The sequence below is a fragment of the Methylobacterium sp. FW102-HT35C08 genome (genome assembly GCF_058790235.1).
Genome location: NZ_JBYTCL010000002.1, coordinates 958,494 through 973,902, shown reverse-complemented (window position 1 = coordinate 973,902; position 15,409 = coordinate 958,494). Strand labels below are relative to the sequence as shown.

Annotated in this window: 12 protein-coding genes; 7 read left to right on the top strand and 5 right to left on the bottom strand. The window is 71.6% G+C overall.

The genetic code is table 11. The annotated features are described in order from the left end of the window. Positions 1-8: 8 nt before the first annotated feature. Genes bchL through bchF form a run of 5 tightly spaced genes read right to left on the bottom strand, consistent with a single transcriptional unit; the run spans position 9 to position 7,952 of the window. The gene (gene bchL / locus AC3WSN_RS04820; RefSeq protein ID WP_492536571.1) at positions 9-902 is read right to left on the bottom strand and encodes a ferredoxin:protochlorophyllide reductase (ATP-dependent) iron-sulfur ATP-binding protein; all 894 of its coding nucleotides are present in this window, start codon (positions 900-902) and stop codon (positions 9-11) included. Next, on the bottom strand, positions 899-4,603 hold the full coding sequence (locus AC3WSN_RS04815; protein ID WP_492536570.1) for a magnesium chelatase subunit H: 3,705 nt from the start codon (positions 4,601-4,603) through the stop codon (positions 899-901). Before AC3WSN_RS04815 ends, bchL begins: the two co-directional genes overlap by 4 nt. Next, entirely contained in the window at positions 4,578-6,170 is a 1,593-nt protein-coding gene (bchB, locus tag AC3WSN_RS04810) for a ferredoxin:protochlorophyllide reductase (ATP-dependent) subunit B (protein ID WP_492536569.1), read from the bottom strand. Before bchB ends, AC3WSN_RS04815 begins: the two co-directional genes overlap by 26 nt. Before the next feature lie 4 nt (positions 6,171-6,174). After that, entirely contained in the window at positions 6,175-7,449 is a 1,275-nt protein-coding gene (locus tag AC3WSN_RS04805; RefSeq protein ID WP_492536568.1) for a ferredoxin:protochlorophyllide reductase (ATP-dependent) subunit N, read from the bottom strand. After that, complete coding sequence (bchF, locus tag AC3WSN_RS04800) at positions 7,446-7,952, bottom strand: 2-vinyl bacteriochlorophyllide hydratase (RefSeq protein ID WP_192710294.1); 507 nt, start codon at positions 7,950-7,952, stop codon at positions 7,446-7,448. Before bchF ends, AC3WSN_RS04805 begins: the two co-directional genes overlap by 4 nt. Before the next feature lie 321 nt (positions 7,953-8,273). On the opposite strand from bchF, the gene AC3WSN_RS04795 reads away from it, so the two are divergent. From AC3WSN_RS04795 to AC3WSN_RS04765, 7 genes are all read left to right on the top strand, one after another. Beyond that, positions 8,274-9,170: a cobalamin B12-binding domain-containing protein gene (locus AC3WSN_RS04795; RefSeq protein ID WP_192710295.1), complete on the top strand. Its 897-nt coding sequence runs from the start codon at positions 8,274-8,276 to the stop codon at positions 9,168-9,170. 29 nt (positions 9,171-9,199) lie between these two features. Continuing rightward, complete coding sequence (gene ppsR, locus AC3WSN_RS04790; RefSeq protein WP_492536567.1) at positions 9,200-10,657, top strand: transcriptional regulator PpsR; 1,458 nt, start codon at positions 9,200-9,202, stop codon at positions 10,655-10,657. 440 nt (positions 10,658-11,097) lie between these two features. Further along, positions 11,098-11,982: a chlorophyll synthase ChlG gene (gene chlG / locus AC3WSN_RS04785; protein WP_492536566.1), complete on the top strand. Its 885-nt coding sequence runs from the start codon at positions 11,098-11,100 to the stop codon at positions 11,980-11,982. Next, positions 11,982-13,313, top strand: coding sequence for a BCD family MFS transporter (locus AC3WSN_RS04780; RefSeq protein ID WP_492536565.1), 1,332 nt, complete (start codon positions 11,982-11,984; stop codon positions 13,311-13,313). Before chlG ends, AC3WSN_RS04780 begins: the two co-directional genes overlap by 1 nt. A 4-nt stretch (positions 13,314-13,317) precedes the next feature. Continuing rightward, entirely contained in the window at positions 13,318-14,544 is a 1,227-nt protein-coding gene (locus AC3WSN_RS04775) for a geranylgeranyl diphosphate reductase (RefSeq protein ID WP_492536564.1), read from the top strand. Next, positions 14,541-15,041 (top strand): TspO/MBR family protein, encoded by a 501-nt coding sequence (locus tag AC3WSN_RS04770; protein WP_492536563.1) that lies wholly within the window; start codon positions 14,541-14,543, stop codon positions 15,039-15,041. The genes AC3WSN_RS04775 and AC3WSN_RS04770 overlap by 4 nt, the downstream gene beginning before the upstream one ends. Next, entirely contained in the window at positions 15,041-15,385 is a 345-nt protein-coding gene (locus AC3WSN_RS04765) for a hypothetical protein (protein WP_192710300.1), read from the top strand. The genes AC3WSN_RS04770 and AC3WSN_RS04765 overlap by 1 nt, the downstream gene beginning before the upstream one ends. Positions 15,386-15,409 lie beyond the last annotated feature (24 nt).

Genomic DNA, 15,409 nt, shown 5'->3' with positions numbered 1-15,409 from the left:
CCCCAAACTCAATCGAAACCGAGGAACTCGAACAGGTCGCGGTCCTTCATGGGAATCGCCTCGCAGGCTTCGCCCCCGGCCCAGAGCGTCTCGGCGAGCCGCATGTACTCGGCGGTCACGGCGTCGAGCTCCGGCGAGGAATCCATCTCGAACAGGGTCGACTTCTTGAGCCGCGAGCGGCGGACCACGTCGAGATCGGGGAAATGCGCGAGACGCTTCAAGCCGACCGCGTCGTTGAACCGGTCGATCTCGTCGGTCTTGGCCGAGCGGTTGGCGATGACGCCGCCGAGCCGCACGCCGTAATTCTTCGACTTGGCGTGGATCGCCGCGACGATCCGGTTCATGGCGAAGATCGAGTCGAAGTCGTTGGCGGTGACGATCAGCGCCCGGTCGGCGTGCTGGAGCGGCGAGGCGAAGCCGCCGCAGACCACGTCGCCCAGCACGTCGAAGACGACGACGTCGGTGTCTTCGAGGAGGTGGTGCTCCTTGAGGAGCTTCACCGTCTGGCCGACCACGTAGCCGCCGCAGCCGGTGCCGGCGGGCGGCCCGCCGGCCTCGACGCACATCACGCCGTTGTAGCCCTCGACCACGAAATCCTCGACGCGCAGCTCTTCCGAGTGGAAGTTCACCGCCTCCAGGGCGTCGATCACCGTGGGGGCGAGGCGCTTGGTCAGCGTGAAGGTCGAGTCGTGCTTCGGGTCGCAGCCGATCTGCAGCACCCGCTTGCCGAGCTTCGAGAACGCCACCGACAGGTTCGACGAGGTGGTCGACTTGCCGATCCCGCCCTTGCCGTAGACCGCGAAGACCTTGGCGGTCTCGATCTTCAGATCGGGATCGAGGGCGACCTGAAGGCTCCCCTCCTCCTTCCGGGCCATGACGGGGTTGCGGATCGCGATGTTCATGCGGCCACTCCTGCGGTGACGCCTTCCAGGCGGTCCTCCAGCTCCTCCTCGGCCCGGTCGAGGGCGTCGCGCATCGCTGCGTCGGGGGTCCAGAAGCCGCGGCGGTGCGCCTCGATCAGCCTTTGGGCGACCTTGGCGGAGGCGGTGGGGTTCAAGGCGGCCATGCGCTCGCGCATGTCCTTGTCGAGGACGTAGGTCTCGGTGATCCGCTCGTAGATCCAGGGCTGGACCGCGTTGGCGGTGGCCGACCAGCCGACCGTGTTGGTCAGGTGGGTCTCGATCTGGCGCACGCCCTCGTAGCCGTGGCCGAGCAGGCCCTCGTACCATTTCGGGTTGAGCATCCGCGTGCGCGTCTCCAGCGCCACCTGCTCCTCCAGGGAGCGGACGCGTCCCTCCCCGCGGGTCTGGTCGCTGATGTAGATCGGCACCGACTCGCCCTTGGCCCGGGCCACCGCCCGGCCCATGCCGCCGAGCCCGTCGAAGTAGTGGTCGACGGAGGTGACGCCGACCTCGACCGAGTCGAGGTTCTGGTAGGCCATGTCGACGGAGGCGAGCACCGCCTGCATCAGGGCGCGCTGTGGCGCCGGGCGGCCGGTGCGGCCGTAGGCGAAGCTCTTGCGGCGCGAGAAGGTCTCGCAGAGTTCCGCGTCGTCGTCCCAGTTCCCCGAATCGACCAGGTGGTTGACGTTGGCCCCGTAGGCGCCCTCGGCGTTGGAGAAGACGCGGAGCGCCGCCGTCTCCAGATCGCAGCCCTGCGCGGCCTGTATCGCCAGGGCGTGCTTGCGGACGTAGTTTTGTTCGAGGGGCTCGTCGGCGATGGCGGCGAGGAAGGACGCTTCGGCCAGCAGCTTCGTCTGCAGGGGCAACAGGTCCCGGAAAATGCCCGAGAGGGTCACCACCGCGTCGATGCGCGGGCGGCCCAGAGTTTCCAGCGGGATCAGTTCGGCGCCGCTCAAGCGCCCGTAACCGTCGAAGCGCGGGGCGGCGCCGATCAGCGCCAGGGCCTGGGCGATCGGGCCGCCCTCGCTCTTGAGGTTGTCGGTGCCCCACAGGACCAGGGCGACGCTCTCCGGGCAGGGTTTTCCGTCCGCCGCAAAGCGTTCGAGGATCCGGGCTACCTGCCGGGCACCGTCGGCCACCGCGAAGGCCGAGGGCAGGCGGTAGGGATCGAACCCGTGGAGGTTGCGGCCGGTCGGCAGGATCGCGGGGTTGCGCAGCAGGTCGCCGCCGGCCACCGGCGGCACGAAGCGGCCGTCGAGTGCGCGCAGCAGCGCCGGAACTTCGTGGTCGCGGGACAGCAGCCGGTCGGTCTCGGCGAGGCTCGCGAACGCGGCGCGACCCGTATCGTCCGCGGGTAGGCCGGAGAGTTTCAGCGCCGCCTCGATGCCCTGGCCGGCCGCAAGCGCCTCGATCCCGGCCCGCTCCGGCCGTACGCCATGAGCCGACTCGGCGAGCGCCAGGAGCAGATCGACCCGCTCTTCCTCCGGCGTCCCCTGCCCGACCACGTGCAGGCCGTGCGGGATCAGGGTCTGCTCCAGTTCCTGAAGGGCGGTCCAGAGGCCGGCGACGTGGGTGCCGAGATCGCCGTTCCAGGCCGGCTCGGCCGCCACGAGATCGACCGCCGCGCCCTGGTCCTGGATCAGGCGGGCCAATGTCTCGCGCTCGCCCCCCGCCTCGGGGCCGAGGCCGCGCCAGCGCTCGATCGAGCTCTTCAGGTCGATCAGCCCGCGATAGAGCCCGGCCGCCGCGAGGCTCGGGGTCAGGTAGCTCACCAGCGTCGCCGCCGAGCGGCGCTTGGCAAGCGTCCCTTCGGACGGGTTGTTGGCCGCGTAGAGGTAGACGTTCGGCAGCGCCCCGATCAGCCGCTCCGGCCAGCAGGCTTCGGACAGACCGGTCTGCTTGCCGGGCATGAATTCGAGCGCGCCGTGGGTTCCGAAATGCAGCACGGCGTCGGCGGAAAAGTCCTCGCGCAGGTAGCGGTAGAAGGCGCTGAAGGCGTGCGTCGGCGCGAAGCCGCGCTCGAACAGCAGCCGCATCGGGTCGCCCTCGTAGCCGAAGGCCGGCTGCACCCCGACGAAGACGTTCCCGAACTGCGCCCCGAGCACGAAGATCTCGCCGCCGTTGGTCTGGTGGCGGCCCGGTGCCGGGCCCCATTGGGCCTCGATCTCGGCGAGGTAGGGCTCGCGCCGCAGGTGATCCTCGGCCGGGATGCGGGCGTGGACGTTGGCCTGGGTCCCATAGCGCTTGGCATTGCCGTCGAGGATCCGCTCGCGCAGGGCATCGACGCTCTCCGGCACTTCCACCGTGTAGCCGTCCGCCGCCAAGCCCTTCAGGGTGTTGAGCAGCGAAGCGTAGACCGACAGGAACGCCGCCGTGCCGGTGGCACCGGCGTTGGGCGGGAAGTTGAACAGCACCACGGCGAGCTTCCGCTCGGCCTTCGCGGCCCGGCGGAGCGACACCAGCCGGGCGACGCGCTCGGCGAGGCGGGCGGCGCGCTCAGGGTGGACCCGCATGTCCCGGGCGTTGTCGGCGCCGGAATTCGCGGAGCGGCCGCCGAACACCATCGGGGCCGTGGCTCCGTCGAGTTCGGGGATTGCAACCATCATGGTCGCCTCGACCGGCGACAGGCCGCGGTCGCCCGCCTCCCACTGCTCGAGGGTCTGGAACTCCAGCGCCTGGGCGGCGAGGTAGGGCACGTCGAGCCGGGCCAGCATCAGTTCGGCGGCGGCGGCGTCGTTGTAGGCGGGGCCGCCGACCAGGGAGAAGCCGGTGAGCGAGACCAGCGCGTCGATGCAGGCGCGCCCGTCCTTCATGAAGAAGGAATCCACCGCCGGACGGTTGTCGAGGCCGCTGGCGAAGGCCGGCACCACGTCGAGGCCCTGCGCTTCCAGGGCGGCGATCACCCCGTCGTAATGGGCGGTGTTGCCGGCGAGCACGTAGCTGCGCATCACCAGCAGGCCGACCCGGCCCTTCGCATCAGCCCGGCGCGGCAGCCGCGACGGGTCGGCGCCGATCCGGGCGGGCAGGTGCGGGTGGTAGAGGCCGGTCTCGGGGTAATCGAGGGGCGCCGGGGCCGCCGGGCCCTCACGCCACGCGGCGCGTTCGCCCGCCGCGTAGCGGTGCACGAGGAAGCGCACCAGGGCGGCGACGTTCTCGTCCGAGCCCGCCAGCCAGTATTGCAGGGTCAGGAAATAGGCGCGCACGTCCTGGGCTGAGCCCGGGATGAAGCGCAGGATCTTCGGCAGCTTGCGCACCAGCCCCATCTGGCGGCTGGCATTGCCCTGCTGGCCGGGCTTGCCGCGCAGCTTCTTGAGGAAATCGAGAGCGCTGCGCTTGGTGCCGCTCATGTCGAAGCGGCCGAGCCGCGTCGTCTTCACCACCTCGCTGGCCGATAGGCAGCCGATTATCGCGTCGCAGGCCTCGCGCCGCGCCGCCAGTGCGGGCAGGATCGCCCGGACATGCTCGTCCATGAACAGCATGGCCGAGAGCACGATGTCGGCCTGCGCGATGTCGGCCCTGCAGGCCTCCAGCGTCGCGGGATCGTTGTCCCACTCGGCGGCCGCGTGGAAGCCCAGCACCAGCCCGGGCATCTCGGACCGGAGGCGCAGGCGCGCCCGTTCCACCGCGCTCGCCAAGTGATTGTCGAGCGTGACGATGACGACGCGGATCGGCGGCCTAGCGGCCGTAATGCGCTTTGGCATCGTAGAGGGTCTCGAGGGTGATGAGCGGCAGGTGCCGCTCCCGGGCGAAAGTCTCGGTGTTGGTGCGTGCCTTGCCCCGCACGAAGAACGGGATCTTCTTCAGTTCCTTCTCGGCTTCCGGCGACCAAGGGGCCGCACGGTCCAGTAGAATCGGAACGGGCCCCGGCGTCGGAGGGGTGTCGGCCGGCGCCCGTTCCGCGGCCTCGAACGCCCGGTCCGCCGGAGTCTCGAAGGACTTGCCGCCGAGATGCGAGGGGCCGACGCCGTCGTGAAATTCGGGATCCTCCCGGAACATGCCGAGGAGGTGCTCTTCGAGGCCCATCATCAGCGGATGGACCAGGGTGTCGAACAGGACGTTGGCGCCCTCGAAGCCCATCTGCGGGGCGTAGCGCGCCGGGAAATCCTGGACGTGGACCGGCGCGGAGATCACCGCGCACGGAATGCCGAGCCGCTTGGCGACGTGGCGCTCCATCTGGGTGCCGAGGACGAGTTCCGGCGCGGCCGCGCGGATCGCGGCCTCGACGTCCAGGTAATCGTCGGTGATCAGCGCCTCGATGCCGTGCTCGGCCGCCTCGGCGCGGACCTCGCGGGCGAATTCGCGGCTGTAGGTCCCGAGCCCGACGACGGTGAAGCCGAGTTCCTTCGCGGCGACCCGGGCGATGCCGATGGCGTGCGTGGCGTCGCCGAACACGAAGACGCGCTTGGCCGTGAGATAGGTCGAATCGACCGAGCGGGAGTACCAGGGCAGGCGCGAGCCGGCACCGTCGAGTACGGGGGCCGGATCGATACCGGCCAGCGCCGCCACCTCCTCGACGAATCGGCGCGTGCCGCCGACGCCGATCGGGACGGTCTGCGTGAACGGCTGCCCGAAGCTCTTCTTCAGGTAGTCCGCCGCCGACCGGGCGGTCTCGGGATAGAGCACGACGTTGAAGTCGGCCTCCCGGAGCTGGCCGAGATCGGCGGGCGTGGCCCCCAGCGGCGCCACGACGTTCACAGCGACGCCGAGCGAATCCAGCAGCCGGCGGATCTCGATCAGGTCGTCCCGGTGGCGAAAGCCCAGTGCCGTCGGCCCGAGGATGTTGCAGAGCGGGCGCTGTCCGGGCTCGCGCGCGGGGCGCTGACCGGGGGCACCGGCGAGCGCGCGGACGAGCCGATAAAACGTCTCCGACGCGCCCCAGTTCTCCTTCTTCTGGTAGGCCGGCAGCTCCAGCGGGATCACCGGGATCGGCAGGTCCAGCGCCTTGGCCAGCCCGCCCGGATCGTCCTGAATCAGCTCGGCCGTGCAGGAGGCGCCGACGACCATCGCCTGCGGCTGGAACCGCGCGTGGGCGGCCGAGACCGCCTGCTTGAACAGCTCGGCAGTGTCGCGGCCGAGATCCTGGGCGCGGAAGGTCGTGTAGGTCACGGGCGGGCGGGCGTCCCGCCGCTCGATCATCGTGAACAGCAGGTCGGCGTAGGTGTCGCCCTGCGGCGCGTGCAGAACGTAGTGCAGCCCGGACATCGCCGTGGCGACGCGCATCGCGCCGATATGGGGCGGGCCCTCGTAGGTCCAGAGGGTGAGCTGCATGGCGCTACACCTCCAGCAGGGCGCGGCGCCGGAGCGGGCGCACGAACAGCTCGGCGAGGTCGCCGGCCTGCTCGTAGCCCTGCACGGGCGTGAACAGCAGCTCGATCGACCACTTGGTCGACAGCCCCTCCGCCTCCAGCGGGTTGGCCAGCCCGAGACCGCAGACCGTCAGATCCGGCCGGGCCGCCCGGCAGCGGTCCATCTGGTCGTCGAGGCTCTGGCCCTCGGTCACCCGCGTGCCCGCAGGCAGCAGCTCGATCTCGGCGGCGAGGTGCCCCCGGTGTAGGTAGGGCGTCCCGACCTCCACGAGCTCCGCGCCGAGTTCCCGGGCGAGGAAACGGGCGAGCGGCACCTCCAATTGCGAATCGGGGAAGAAGAACACGCGCTTTCCGCCGAGTTTTTCGCGCTGGGGCGCCAAGGCGGTCTCGGCGCGGGCGCGACCCGGGGCGGTCGCAGCCTCGAAGGTTTCGTCCGAGACGCCGAACGACTCGGCGGCCGCCCGCAGCCAGCCGGTGGTGCCCTCGGCGCCCAGCGGGAACGGCGCGGGCAGGCGGCGGGCGCCGCGCTCCTCAAGGGCACGGGCGGTGTCGGTCAGGAAGGGCTGGGCGAGCAGGTAGCGGGTAGCCCGCCCCACCGCTGGCATCGCGCTGGCCCGGCGGGCGGGCAGGAACCGGACATCCGCGATACCCATCGCGGCGAAGATCCGGAGAAACTGGTCCTCGACCACGTCGGCCAGCGCGCCGATCACGAGGAGCGACGGCGCGGCCGTCTCGATCTCGCGCGGCAGGTCCGGCACCAGGGCGGCGAGGCAGGCATCCTCGCCCTGCGTGAAGGTCGTCTCGATGCCGGAGCCCGAATAGTTCAGCACCCGCACCGGGGCGAGCCGGCCCGACAGGCGCTGCGCCGCCCGGGACAGGTCGAGCTTGATCACCTCGGACGGGCAGGAGCCCACCAGGAACAGGAGCTTGATGTCCGGCCGTCGCTCGATCAGCCGGGTGACGACGCGGTCCAGTTCCTCGTTGGCGTCGGCGAGGCCGGCGAGATCGCGCTCGTCGATGATCGCGGTCGCGAAGCGCGGCTCGGCGAAGATCATCACCCCGGCCGCAGACTGGATCAGGTGCGCGCAGGTGCGCGAGCCGACCACGAGGAAGAAGGCGTCCTGGATCTTCCGGTGCAGCCAGACGATGCCGGTGAGCCCGCAGAACACCGCCCGCTGGCCCTGCTCCTGATGCAGGTCGATGCCGCCGCAGGAGGCCGCGTGCGCCAAGGGGGCGTTCATGACAGCGCCTCGGCGAGGCGCGCCGTGCGGCGATCGCCGCCCTCCAGGCGGGCGGCCCGCAGCTTCAGCAGGAACTGGCCGGCATTGACCACGTAGCTCGCGTAGGCGGCCAGCGCGAGGAGGAGGAGTGTCCGACCATCGATGGCGTGCGTGGCGAGGGCGGCGAGGTAGGCGGTGTGGAGGGCCAGCACCAGCATGCTGACCACGTCCTCCCAGAAGAAGGCGGGCGCGAACAGCCAGCGGCCGAACACGACTTTCTCCCAGACCGATCCGGTGATCATGATCGCGTAGAGCGCCAGGGTCTTGAGCACCACCGAGGCTTCGGCGGCGAACAGGCCCGCGCCGGTGGTGAGGGCGCGCAGCACAAGGATCAGGCTGACGAGGAAGATTGCGAATTGCAGGGGCGCCAGGATCCCCTGGACCAGCGTCCACGGCGTCGCGTCGCGCCGCTCCCGCTCGGCGGGCGTGTAGAGCGGTCGTGCCGATCGGTCCCTGGGACCCATGCATCCGCCCCCCATGCACCCGGCGGCGCCTGCGGCTCCGTCGTTGACAGAGGCTAGGGCGTCGTTCCCAGAAGTGTCAAGTGCGCTTGACGGTATCCTGCTCTGACAGGGGGTGCGATCTTTTTTCTTCGTCTAAGATCATTGCCAAGTTCGTCAGGAAGCGTATCGTCGCGCTGCTACCGGAGACTGTGGCGACTTGGCTGGTCAGATTTAGGGACCAACGAAGACGAAGAATAGACAGGCGAGCAACGCCGCACCCGATTCGCAAGCGGGGGGGCGCCGGACCTTTGATGGCCGGGGCCGTTTCAGGGAGGGATGCCGATGGGAGACTGGAGGCATTTCGGTGAGCGCCTGGAATACGGCCCGCCCTCGGCAGGCTGCGGACCCGCGTGCGATGCCCTTCCCCTCTACCGTGATGTGCCCGCCGCCTGGCCTGACCGGCAGTCGCCTCTGCCCGAGGCGCTCGCGCGGGTCGTCGAAGCCGAGATCCTGCCCCGGCTGATGCTGGCCCACCGCCCGGTCGCCGGGCGTCGGGCGCAGCAGGCCGGGCGTGCACCGAGCCTGCATGAGATCGCGGCGTTCAGCGCCCTGCTCCTGGCCCCCGGACCGGTCGATCTCGACGCCGAGGTGGAGGCTCTGCGGGACGGCGGTCTGCCGCTGGCGCGCCTGCTCCTCGACCTGCTCGCCCCGGCGGCGCGGCACCTCGGGGCTCTCTGGGAGGAGGATGCCTGCGACTTCCTGGCCGTCACGGAGGCGCTCGGCCGGCTCCAGACGATGAGCCGGCACCTCTGCGCGGAGCTGGAGAGCGAAACGGTCTCCGCGAACGGGCGCAGCGTCCTGCTGCTGCCCTGCCCCGGCGAGACTCATCGATTCGGCCTGTCGATCGTCGCGAGCTTCTTTCGGGAGGCCGGCTGGGACGTGACCACGGCGGCGCCGGGACCCGATCTCGATCCCCTGGACCTGCTCGGCATCGAGTGGTTCGACGTGGTCGGGCTGTCGCTCTCCTCGGATGTCCTCCTGCCGGCCCTGGCGACCGCCGTCGCGGATGTGCGCCGCGTCTCGCGCAATCCGGGAATCCGCGTGCTCGTCGGCGGCCCCTATTTCGCGCGCCCCGGCGGCGATGCCGGGATCGTCGGCGCCGATGCCTGCGCGGCCGATGCCTGCCTCGCACCCGCCGCGGCGGAAGCTTTGCTGGACAGACAGGCATTGGCCTGCTGAAAGGGTTGTAACCCGAACATCACATTACGGTGACCGTGACTCTCCAGCCTCGCCCCACCCCGCAGCAGCCGCCGGCGGCCCTGCAGCAGGTGGCCGGTCACCTCGACGGAGAGGTGGCCGGGCGCATCGTCGCGGCCTCTGCCGACCTGTCCCTGGTGATCGACGCCGACGGCGTGATCCGCGACGCGACGGTCGGCACGGATCTCGATGCGGAGAACATCCCCGGCTGGCTGGGCCGGCGCTGGGTCGACACCGTGACGGTGGAGAGCCGGCCCAAGGTCGATGCCCTGCTGCGCGACGCCCGGCCCGAGGGCATCACGCGCTGGCGCCAGATCAACCATCCTTCCCCCAGCGGCATCGACCTGCCGATCCGCTACGCCTCGATCCGTCCGGCCGAAGGCGGTCCGATCCTGGTTCTCGGGCGCGACATGCGGGCCGTATCGGCGCTCCAGCGCCGGCTGGTGGAAACCCAGCAGGCGCTGGAGCGGGATTACGACCGCCTGCGCGCCGCCGAGACCCGCTACCGGCAGCTGTTCCAGATCTCCGGTGAGCCGGTTCTGGTGGTCGATGTCGGCACGCGGCGGGTCGCCGAGGCGAACCCGGCTGCCGCACGCCTGCTCGGGCGCCCCGCCAAACGCATCGTCGGCCAGGACGCGGTCGATCTGTTCGATGCCGCCAGCACCCGGGCCCTCGAAGCCCAGTTCGCCGCCCTTCGGGCGACAGGGCAGGCCGGGGAGATCCGGGCCACCCTGCCGCACGGGCGCGGCGAGGTGACCGTCTCGGCCTCGCTGTTCCGCGGCGAGGGCGGCGCCAGCGCGCTGATGCGGCTCGTGGCCGATCCGGTGACCGCCGAGGCCGGGGCCGATCAGGAGGCGCCCACCCGCGCGGTGATCGAAGCGATGCCAGAGGGCTTCGTGGTCACCGACCCGTCCCGGCGGATCCTCACCGCGAACGCGGCCTTCCTGGAATTGGCGCAGCTCGCCACCGAGGGGCAGGCGCGGGGGCGGACCCTGGACCATTGGCTCGGCCGCGAGGAGACCGAGGCGCAGGCCCTGTTCGCCACTCTCGTCGACCACGGGGCCGTGCGCCGGTTCGCCACAGTGATCCGCGGCACGTTCGGCGGAATCGAGGACGTGGAGGTCGCCGCCGTCTCGGTGGCGGGCGCGCGGCCCTGCCTCGGCTTCGCGATTCGGCCCGCACCGCGGCGGATCCCCGAAGGGCGGTTCGAGGGCCGCATGCCGGGCGGGCGGGAGGTGCCGCGCTCGGTGGAGCAGATGGCCGAGCTGGTCGGGAGGGTCTCGATGAAGACCCTGGTGCGCGAGACGACCGACCTGATCGAGAAGCTCTGCATCGAGGCAGCCCTGCGGATCACCCGGGACAACCGGGCCTCGGCGGCCGAGATGCTCGGCCTCAGCCGGCAGGGCCTCTATGCCAAGATGCGCCGCTACGGCGTCGGCGATCTCGACGGTCCGGTCGAGGAGGACTGAGGCCTCCGGCGGCGATCTGCGCCTTCGGCCGTCACCCGGGGCCGCGGAGCGGAGCCCAGGATCCAGATCTACCAACATGCCTGGAACCTGCACTCACGGCGGCTCTGGATTGCCCGCCTCCGGCGTGACCCTCCGGGTCCGGGCTCTCCTACGGCGCCCCGGAAGGACGAAGTCCATATCGGCGCGCAACGCAGGCCGCATCCGCAAGGCAGCGCATTGCCGACAAGGGTGCGCGCCGCAGGCCCTGTCGAGGAACGCGCCCCGCCCCGATTTCGCATTGCATCGAGGGTAGCTTCCTGCCCTTCGGCCCGCCACTCCGCGGTGCGCTGAATAATGTATTTTCAACTCGCGGCTGTATTCGCGAGACAAATGACGCGCACGCCGAAACCCGATATGTAAATCTCACTTGACACTCGGTGCCGCGCCGGTAGCCTCCTGCCATGGCCGCCACGCCCGCCCCGAGCGCAGTCATCGAGCTGCTGAAGCCGCTGACATGGTTCGCACCGATGTGGGCGTTCGCCTGCGGCGTGATTTCGTCGGGCCAGCCGGCGAGCGGCCAATGGCCGGTGATCGCCGCCGGGGTGCTGCTGGCCGGCCCTCTGGTCTGCGCCACCAGTCAGGCCGCCAACGACTGGTTCGACCGCCACGTCGACGCGATCAACGAGCCGGACCGGCCGATTCCCTCCGGGCGCATCCCGGGCCGCTGGGGCCTCTACCTCGCGCTCGGCTGGACGCTGCTGTCGCTGGTGGTGGCCGCCGCCCTCGGACCGTGGATCCTCGGAGCCGCCCTGTTCGGCCTGGTGCTCGCCTGGATCTACTCGGCCCCGCCGGTGCGGCTGAAGCGGAACGGCTGGTGGGGCAACGCCGCGGTGGCACTCTGCTACGAGGGGCTGCCCTGGTTCACGGGCGCCGCCGTCATGGCCGCCGCCCTGCCCGACCGGCGGGTGCTCCTGGTGGCGCTGCTCTACGCCGCCGGCGCCCACGGCATCATGACGCTCAACGATTTCAAGTCGGTGGAGGGCGACCGGCGCATGGGCCTGCTGTCCCTGCCGGTGCAGATGGGCTCGGAGCGCGCCGCGCGCTTCGCCTGCCTGGTCATGGCCCTGCCGCAGGTGGCGGTGATCGCGCTCCTCGTCGGCTGGGAGCGGTACTGGCATGCCGGCCTCGTCGCGGCGCTGCTCGCCGGCCAAGTCGCCCTGATGGCCCGGTTCCTCGAGAATCCCCGGGAGCGGGCGATCTGGTACAACGGCACCGGCACCACCCTCTACGTCCTCGGCATGCTGGTCGCGGCCTTCGCGCTGCGCCCGCTGGTGGGAGGGGCGTGATGGCACCGGACCCGAACGCAGGCCTCGGCTGGCCCCAGATCGTCCGCCTCGGACTCGTCCAGACCGCGCTCGGCAGCGTCGTCGTGCTGATGACCGCCACCCTCAACCGGGTGATGGTGGTGGAGCTGGCGCTCCCCGCCGTCGTGCCGGGCCTGCTGGTCGCCCTGCACTATGCCGTGCAGGTCCTGCGCCCGCGCTGGGGCTACGGGTCCGACCACAGCGGCCGGCGCACCCCCTGGATCGTCGGCGGCATGGCGGCCCTCTGCCTCGGCGGATTCGGCGCCGCCTGCGGCACCGCGCTGGCCGCCGAGAACCTCGCTCTGGGGCTGGCGCTGGCCGCCCTCTCCTTCCTGTGCGTCGGGATGGGCGTCGGCGCGGCCGGGACCTCGCTCCTCGTCCTCCTGTCGGGGGGCGTCGCGCCGTCCCGGCGGGGCGCGGCCGCCACCATCGTCTGGGTGATGATGATCGTCGGCTTCGCCGTCACGGCGCCGCTTGCCGGGCACTTCCTCGACCCGTTCTCGGGCCTGCGACTCGTGGCGGTGTCGGGCACGGTCTCGCTCGTCGCCTTCTGCGTGGCGGCGCTCGCGGTCGCCGGCATCGAGCGCCGCCTGCCGGTCCGGGCCCCCGAGCCCGCGGAGGCGCGCCGGCCGTTCCTCGCCGTGCTGGCCCATGTGCTGGCCGACCCCGTGAGCCGGACCTTCACGATTTTCGTCTTCGTCTCGATGCTGGCCTACAGCGCCCAGGAGCTGATCCTGGAGCCCTATGCCGGCCTCGTCTTCGCGATGACGCCCGGCGCGACCACCAAGCTCGCCGGCCTCCAGCACGGCGGCGTGCTCGCCGGCATGCTGCTCGTGGCGGTGATGACCCTCGTCGCTCGCGGCACCGCCCTCGCCTCCCTGCGGCTCTGGATCGGGATCGGCTGCGCCGGCTCGGCCGCCGCCCTGTTCGCCCTGGCGAGCGGCGCGGCGTCGGGTGCGGACTTTCCCTTGCGCGCGACGGTGTTCGCCCTGGGCGCCGCCAACGGCGCCTACGCGGTCGCCGCCATCGGCTCGATGATGGCGCTCGCCGGCCGCGGCGACGCGCGGGAGCGCGGCACCCGCATGGGCGTCTGGGGCGCCGCGCAGGGCGTCGCCTTCGGGGCCGGCGGCTTCCTCGGGGCCGTGGCGGTGGATGCCGTCCGGCTCGTCACCGCCGAACCCGTCCAGGCCTACGCGGCGGTGTTCGCCGCGGAGGGCGTGCTGTTCCTCGCCGCGGTCGTCCTGGCGGCGCGGCTCGACTCAGCCCCGGCACCGGATCCGGTGCCGCTCGATCCTGCCTTCAGCGTGAGGTGAGGCCATGGCGCGGTTGGATGATGGCGGCTCCGGTCGCGACCGCTACGACGTTGTCGTGGTCGGCGGCGGTCCCGCCGGGGCCACGGCGGCGACCGACCTCGCCCGGGCCGGGCACGCGGTGCTGCTCCTCGACAAGCCCGGCCGGATCAAGCCCTGCGGCGGTGCCATTCCGCCCCGGCTGATCCGCGACTTCGCGATCCCCGATGCGCTCCTCGTCGCGAAGATCCGCTCCGCCCGGATGGTGGCGCCGAGCGGCAAGGCCGTCGACATGCCCGTCGGCGAGGGCTTCGTCGGCATGGTCGACCGCGAGCATTTCGACCCGTGGCTGCGCGCCCGCGCGGAGACGGCCGGTGCGGACTTGCGCGAGGCCGCGTTCGAAACGATCACCCGGCCCGATGACGGGCCGCCGCTGGTCCATTTCACCACCGGCGCGGGCGAGGCGCTCGTCCGCCACGCCGTCCGGGCGCGCCTCGTCATCGGGGCCGACGGCGCCTGCTCGCCCGTCGGCCGGGCGGAGGTGCCGGGCCACGCCAAGATGCGGCAGGTCTTCGCCTATCACGAGATCCTGCAGGTGCCGGAGGCCGGCGCCCCCGGGGCCGAGGCGGTCGAGGCGACGCGCTGCGACGTCTACTACCAGGGCCGCCATTCGCCGGACTTCTACAGCTGGATCTTCCCCCACGGCGACACGCTGAGCATCGGCACCGGCAGTGCGAAGAAGGGCTTCTCCCTGCGTTCCTCGATCCGGGCCCTGCGCACGGCGACCGGGCTCGACCACGCGAAGACCCTGCGCCGCGAGGGTGCGCCGCTGCCGCTCAAGCCCCTGAAGCGCTGGGACAATGGCCGGGACGTGCTGCTCGCGGGCGACGCCGCCGGCGTCGTGGCGCCGGCCTCGGGCGAGGGCATCTACTACGCGATGCTCGGCGGCCGGCTCTCGGCCGAGGCCGCCGCCGCCTTCCTGAAAACCGGCGATGCCCGGGCGCTCGCGGGCGCGCGCAAGCAGTTCATGAAGCTGCACGGCCGCGTGTTCTGGATCCTCGGGATGATGCAGTGGGTCTGGTACCGCAGCGACGGGCTGCGGGAGCGCTTCGTCTCGATCTGCCGGGACAAGGATGTCCAGCAGCTCACCTGGGACAGCTACATGAACAAGGAGCTGGTTCGCGCCAAGCCCGCCGCCCACGCGCGGATCTTCTTCAAGGACCTCGCCCACCTGTTCCGCTGGGTCTCGCCGTGACCATCCTGGCCGGCTCCGGCTGGGGGCCGCCCGCGGTCGCGGCCGTGGCCGCCGTGCTGGTGGCGATTGCCGGCGCCGTCGCGACCACCACGGACGGCTGGTACCGGGGCCTGCGCGTGCCGGCCTGGAAGCCGCCGGACTGGGCCTTCGGGCCGGTCTGGGCCGTGATCTTCGCGCTCACCGCCACCTCCGGGGTGCTCGCCTGGACCGGCGATCCCGGCCCGATTGCCCGAGGCGTGCTGCTCGCCGCCTTCGCGGTGAACGGGGTGCTCAACATCGCCTGGAGCGTGCTGTTCTTCCGGTGCCGCCGGCCCGACTGGGCGCTCGCCGAGGTCGCGGCCCTGTGGCTGTCGATCGTCGCGCTGGTGCTGGTCACCGGCCGGGTCTCCGGCGCGGCGGCGCTGATGAACCTGCCCTACCTTGCCTGGGTCAGCACCGCGGCCTGCCTGAACCTGCGGATCGTCCGCCTCAACGCGCCCTTCGGGAAGCCCGCGTGATGGAGGCGCCGATCGCCGCCGCATTCGCCTCGGGGCGGATCATCGATGCCATTCTCCTGCTCGTCGCCTGCGAGGCGCTCGCCCTCGCCTGGATCGGCCGCCGGCGCGGGCTGCCGCTGCCGTCGCTGCTGACGAATCTCGCCTCGGGCGCCGCGCTGATGCTGGCCCTGCGGGCGGCTTTGGTGGGGGCCGGCTGGGTCGCGGTCGCCGGGTGGATGCTGGCGGGGCTCGTCGCCCACCTGGCCGATCTCGGTCTGCGGTTCCGGGCGGCCACGGCACAACGCCGCAGCCCGGCGCCGGCCGGAACAACGCCGCAAACGGTCGCGTTCACGCGCGTCACCTGATTGTAGAAACTCTAAAGATGCCCC

Excerpts from the sequence above, each read along its gene's own strand:
- chlG (WP_492536566.1), top strand. The coding sequence starts at position 11,098 with ATGGCCGCCACGCCCGCCCCGAGCGCAGTCATCGAGCTGCTGAAGCCG.
- AC3WSN_RS04815 (WP_492536570.1), bottom strand. The coding sequence starts at position 4,603 with ATGCCAAAGCGCATTACGGCCGCTAGGCCGCCGATCCGCGTCGTCATC.
- bchB (WP_492536569.1), bottom strand. The coding sequence starts at position 6,170 with ATGCAGCTCACCCTCTGGACCTACGAGGGCCCGCCCCATATCGGCGCG.
- bchL (WP_492536571.1), bottom strand. The coding sequence starts at position 902 with ATGAACATCGCGATCCGCAACCCCGTCATGGCCCGGAAGGAGGAGGGG.
- AC3WSN_RS04795 (WP_192710295.1), top strand. The coding sequence starts at position 8,274 with ATGGGAGACTGGAGGCATTTCGGTGAGCGCCTGGAATACGGCCCGCCC.
- bchF (WP_192710294.1), bottom strand. The coding sequence starts at position 7,952 with ATGGGTCCCAGGGACCGATCGGCACGACCGCTCTACACGCCCGCCGAG.
- AC3WSN_RS04765 (WP_192710300.1), top strand. The coding sequence starts at position 15,041 with ATGGAGGCGCCGATCGCCGCCGCATTCGCCTCGGGGCGGATCATCGAT.
- AC3WSN_RS04805 (WP_492536568.1), bottom strand. The coding sequence starts at position 7,449 with ATGAACGCCCCCTTGGCGCACGCGGCCTCCTGCGGCGGCATCGACCTG.
- AC3WSN_RS04775 (WP_492536564.1), top strand. The coding sequence starts at position 13,318 with ATGGCGCGGTTGGATGATGGCGGCTCCGGTCGCGACCGCTACGACGTT.
- AC3WSN_RS04780 (WP_492536565.1), top strand. The coding sequence starts at position 11,982 with ATGGCACCGGACCCGAACGCAGGCCTCGGCTGGCCCCAGATCGTCCGC.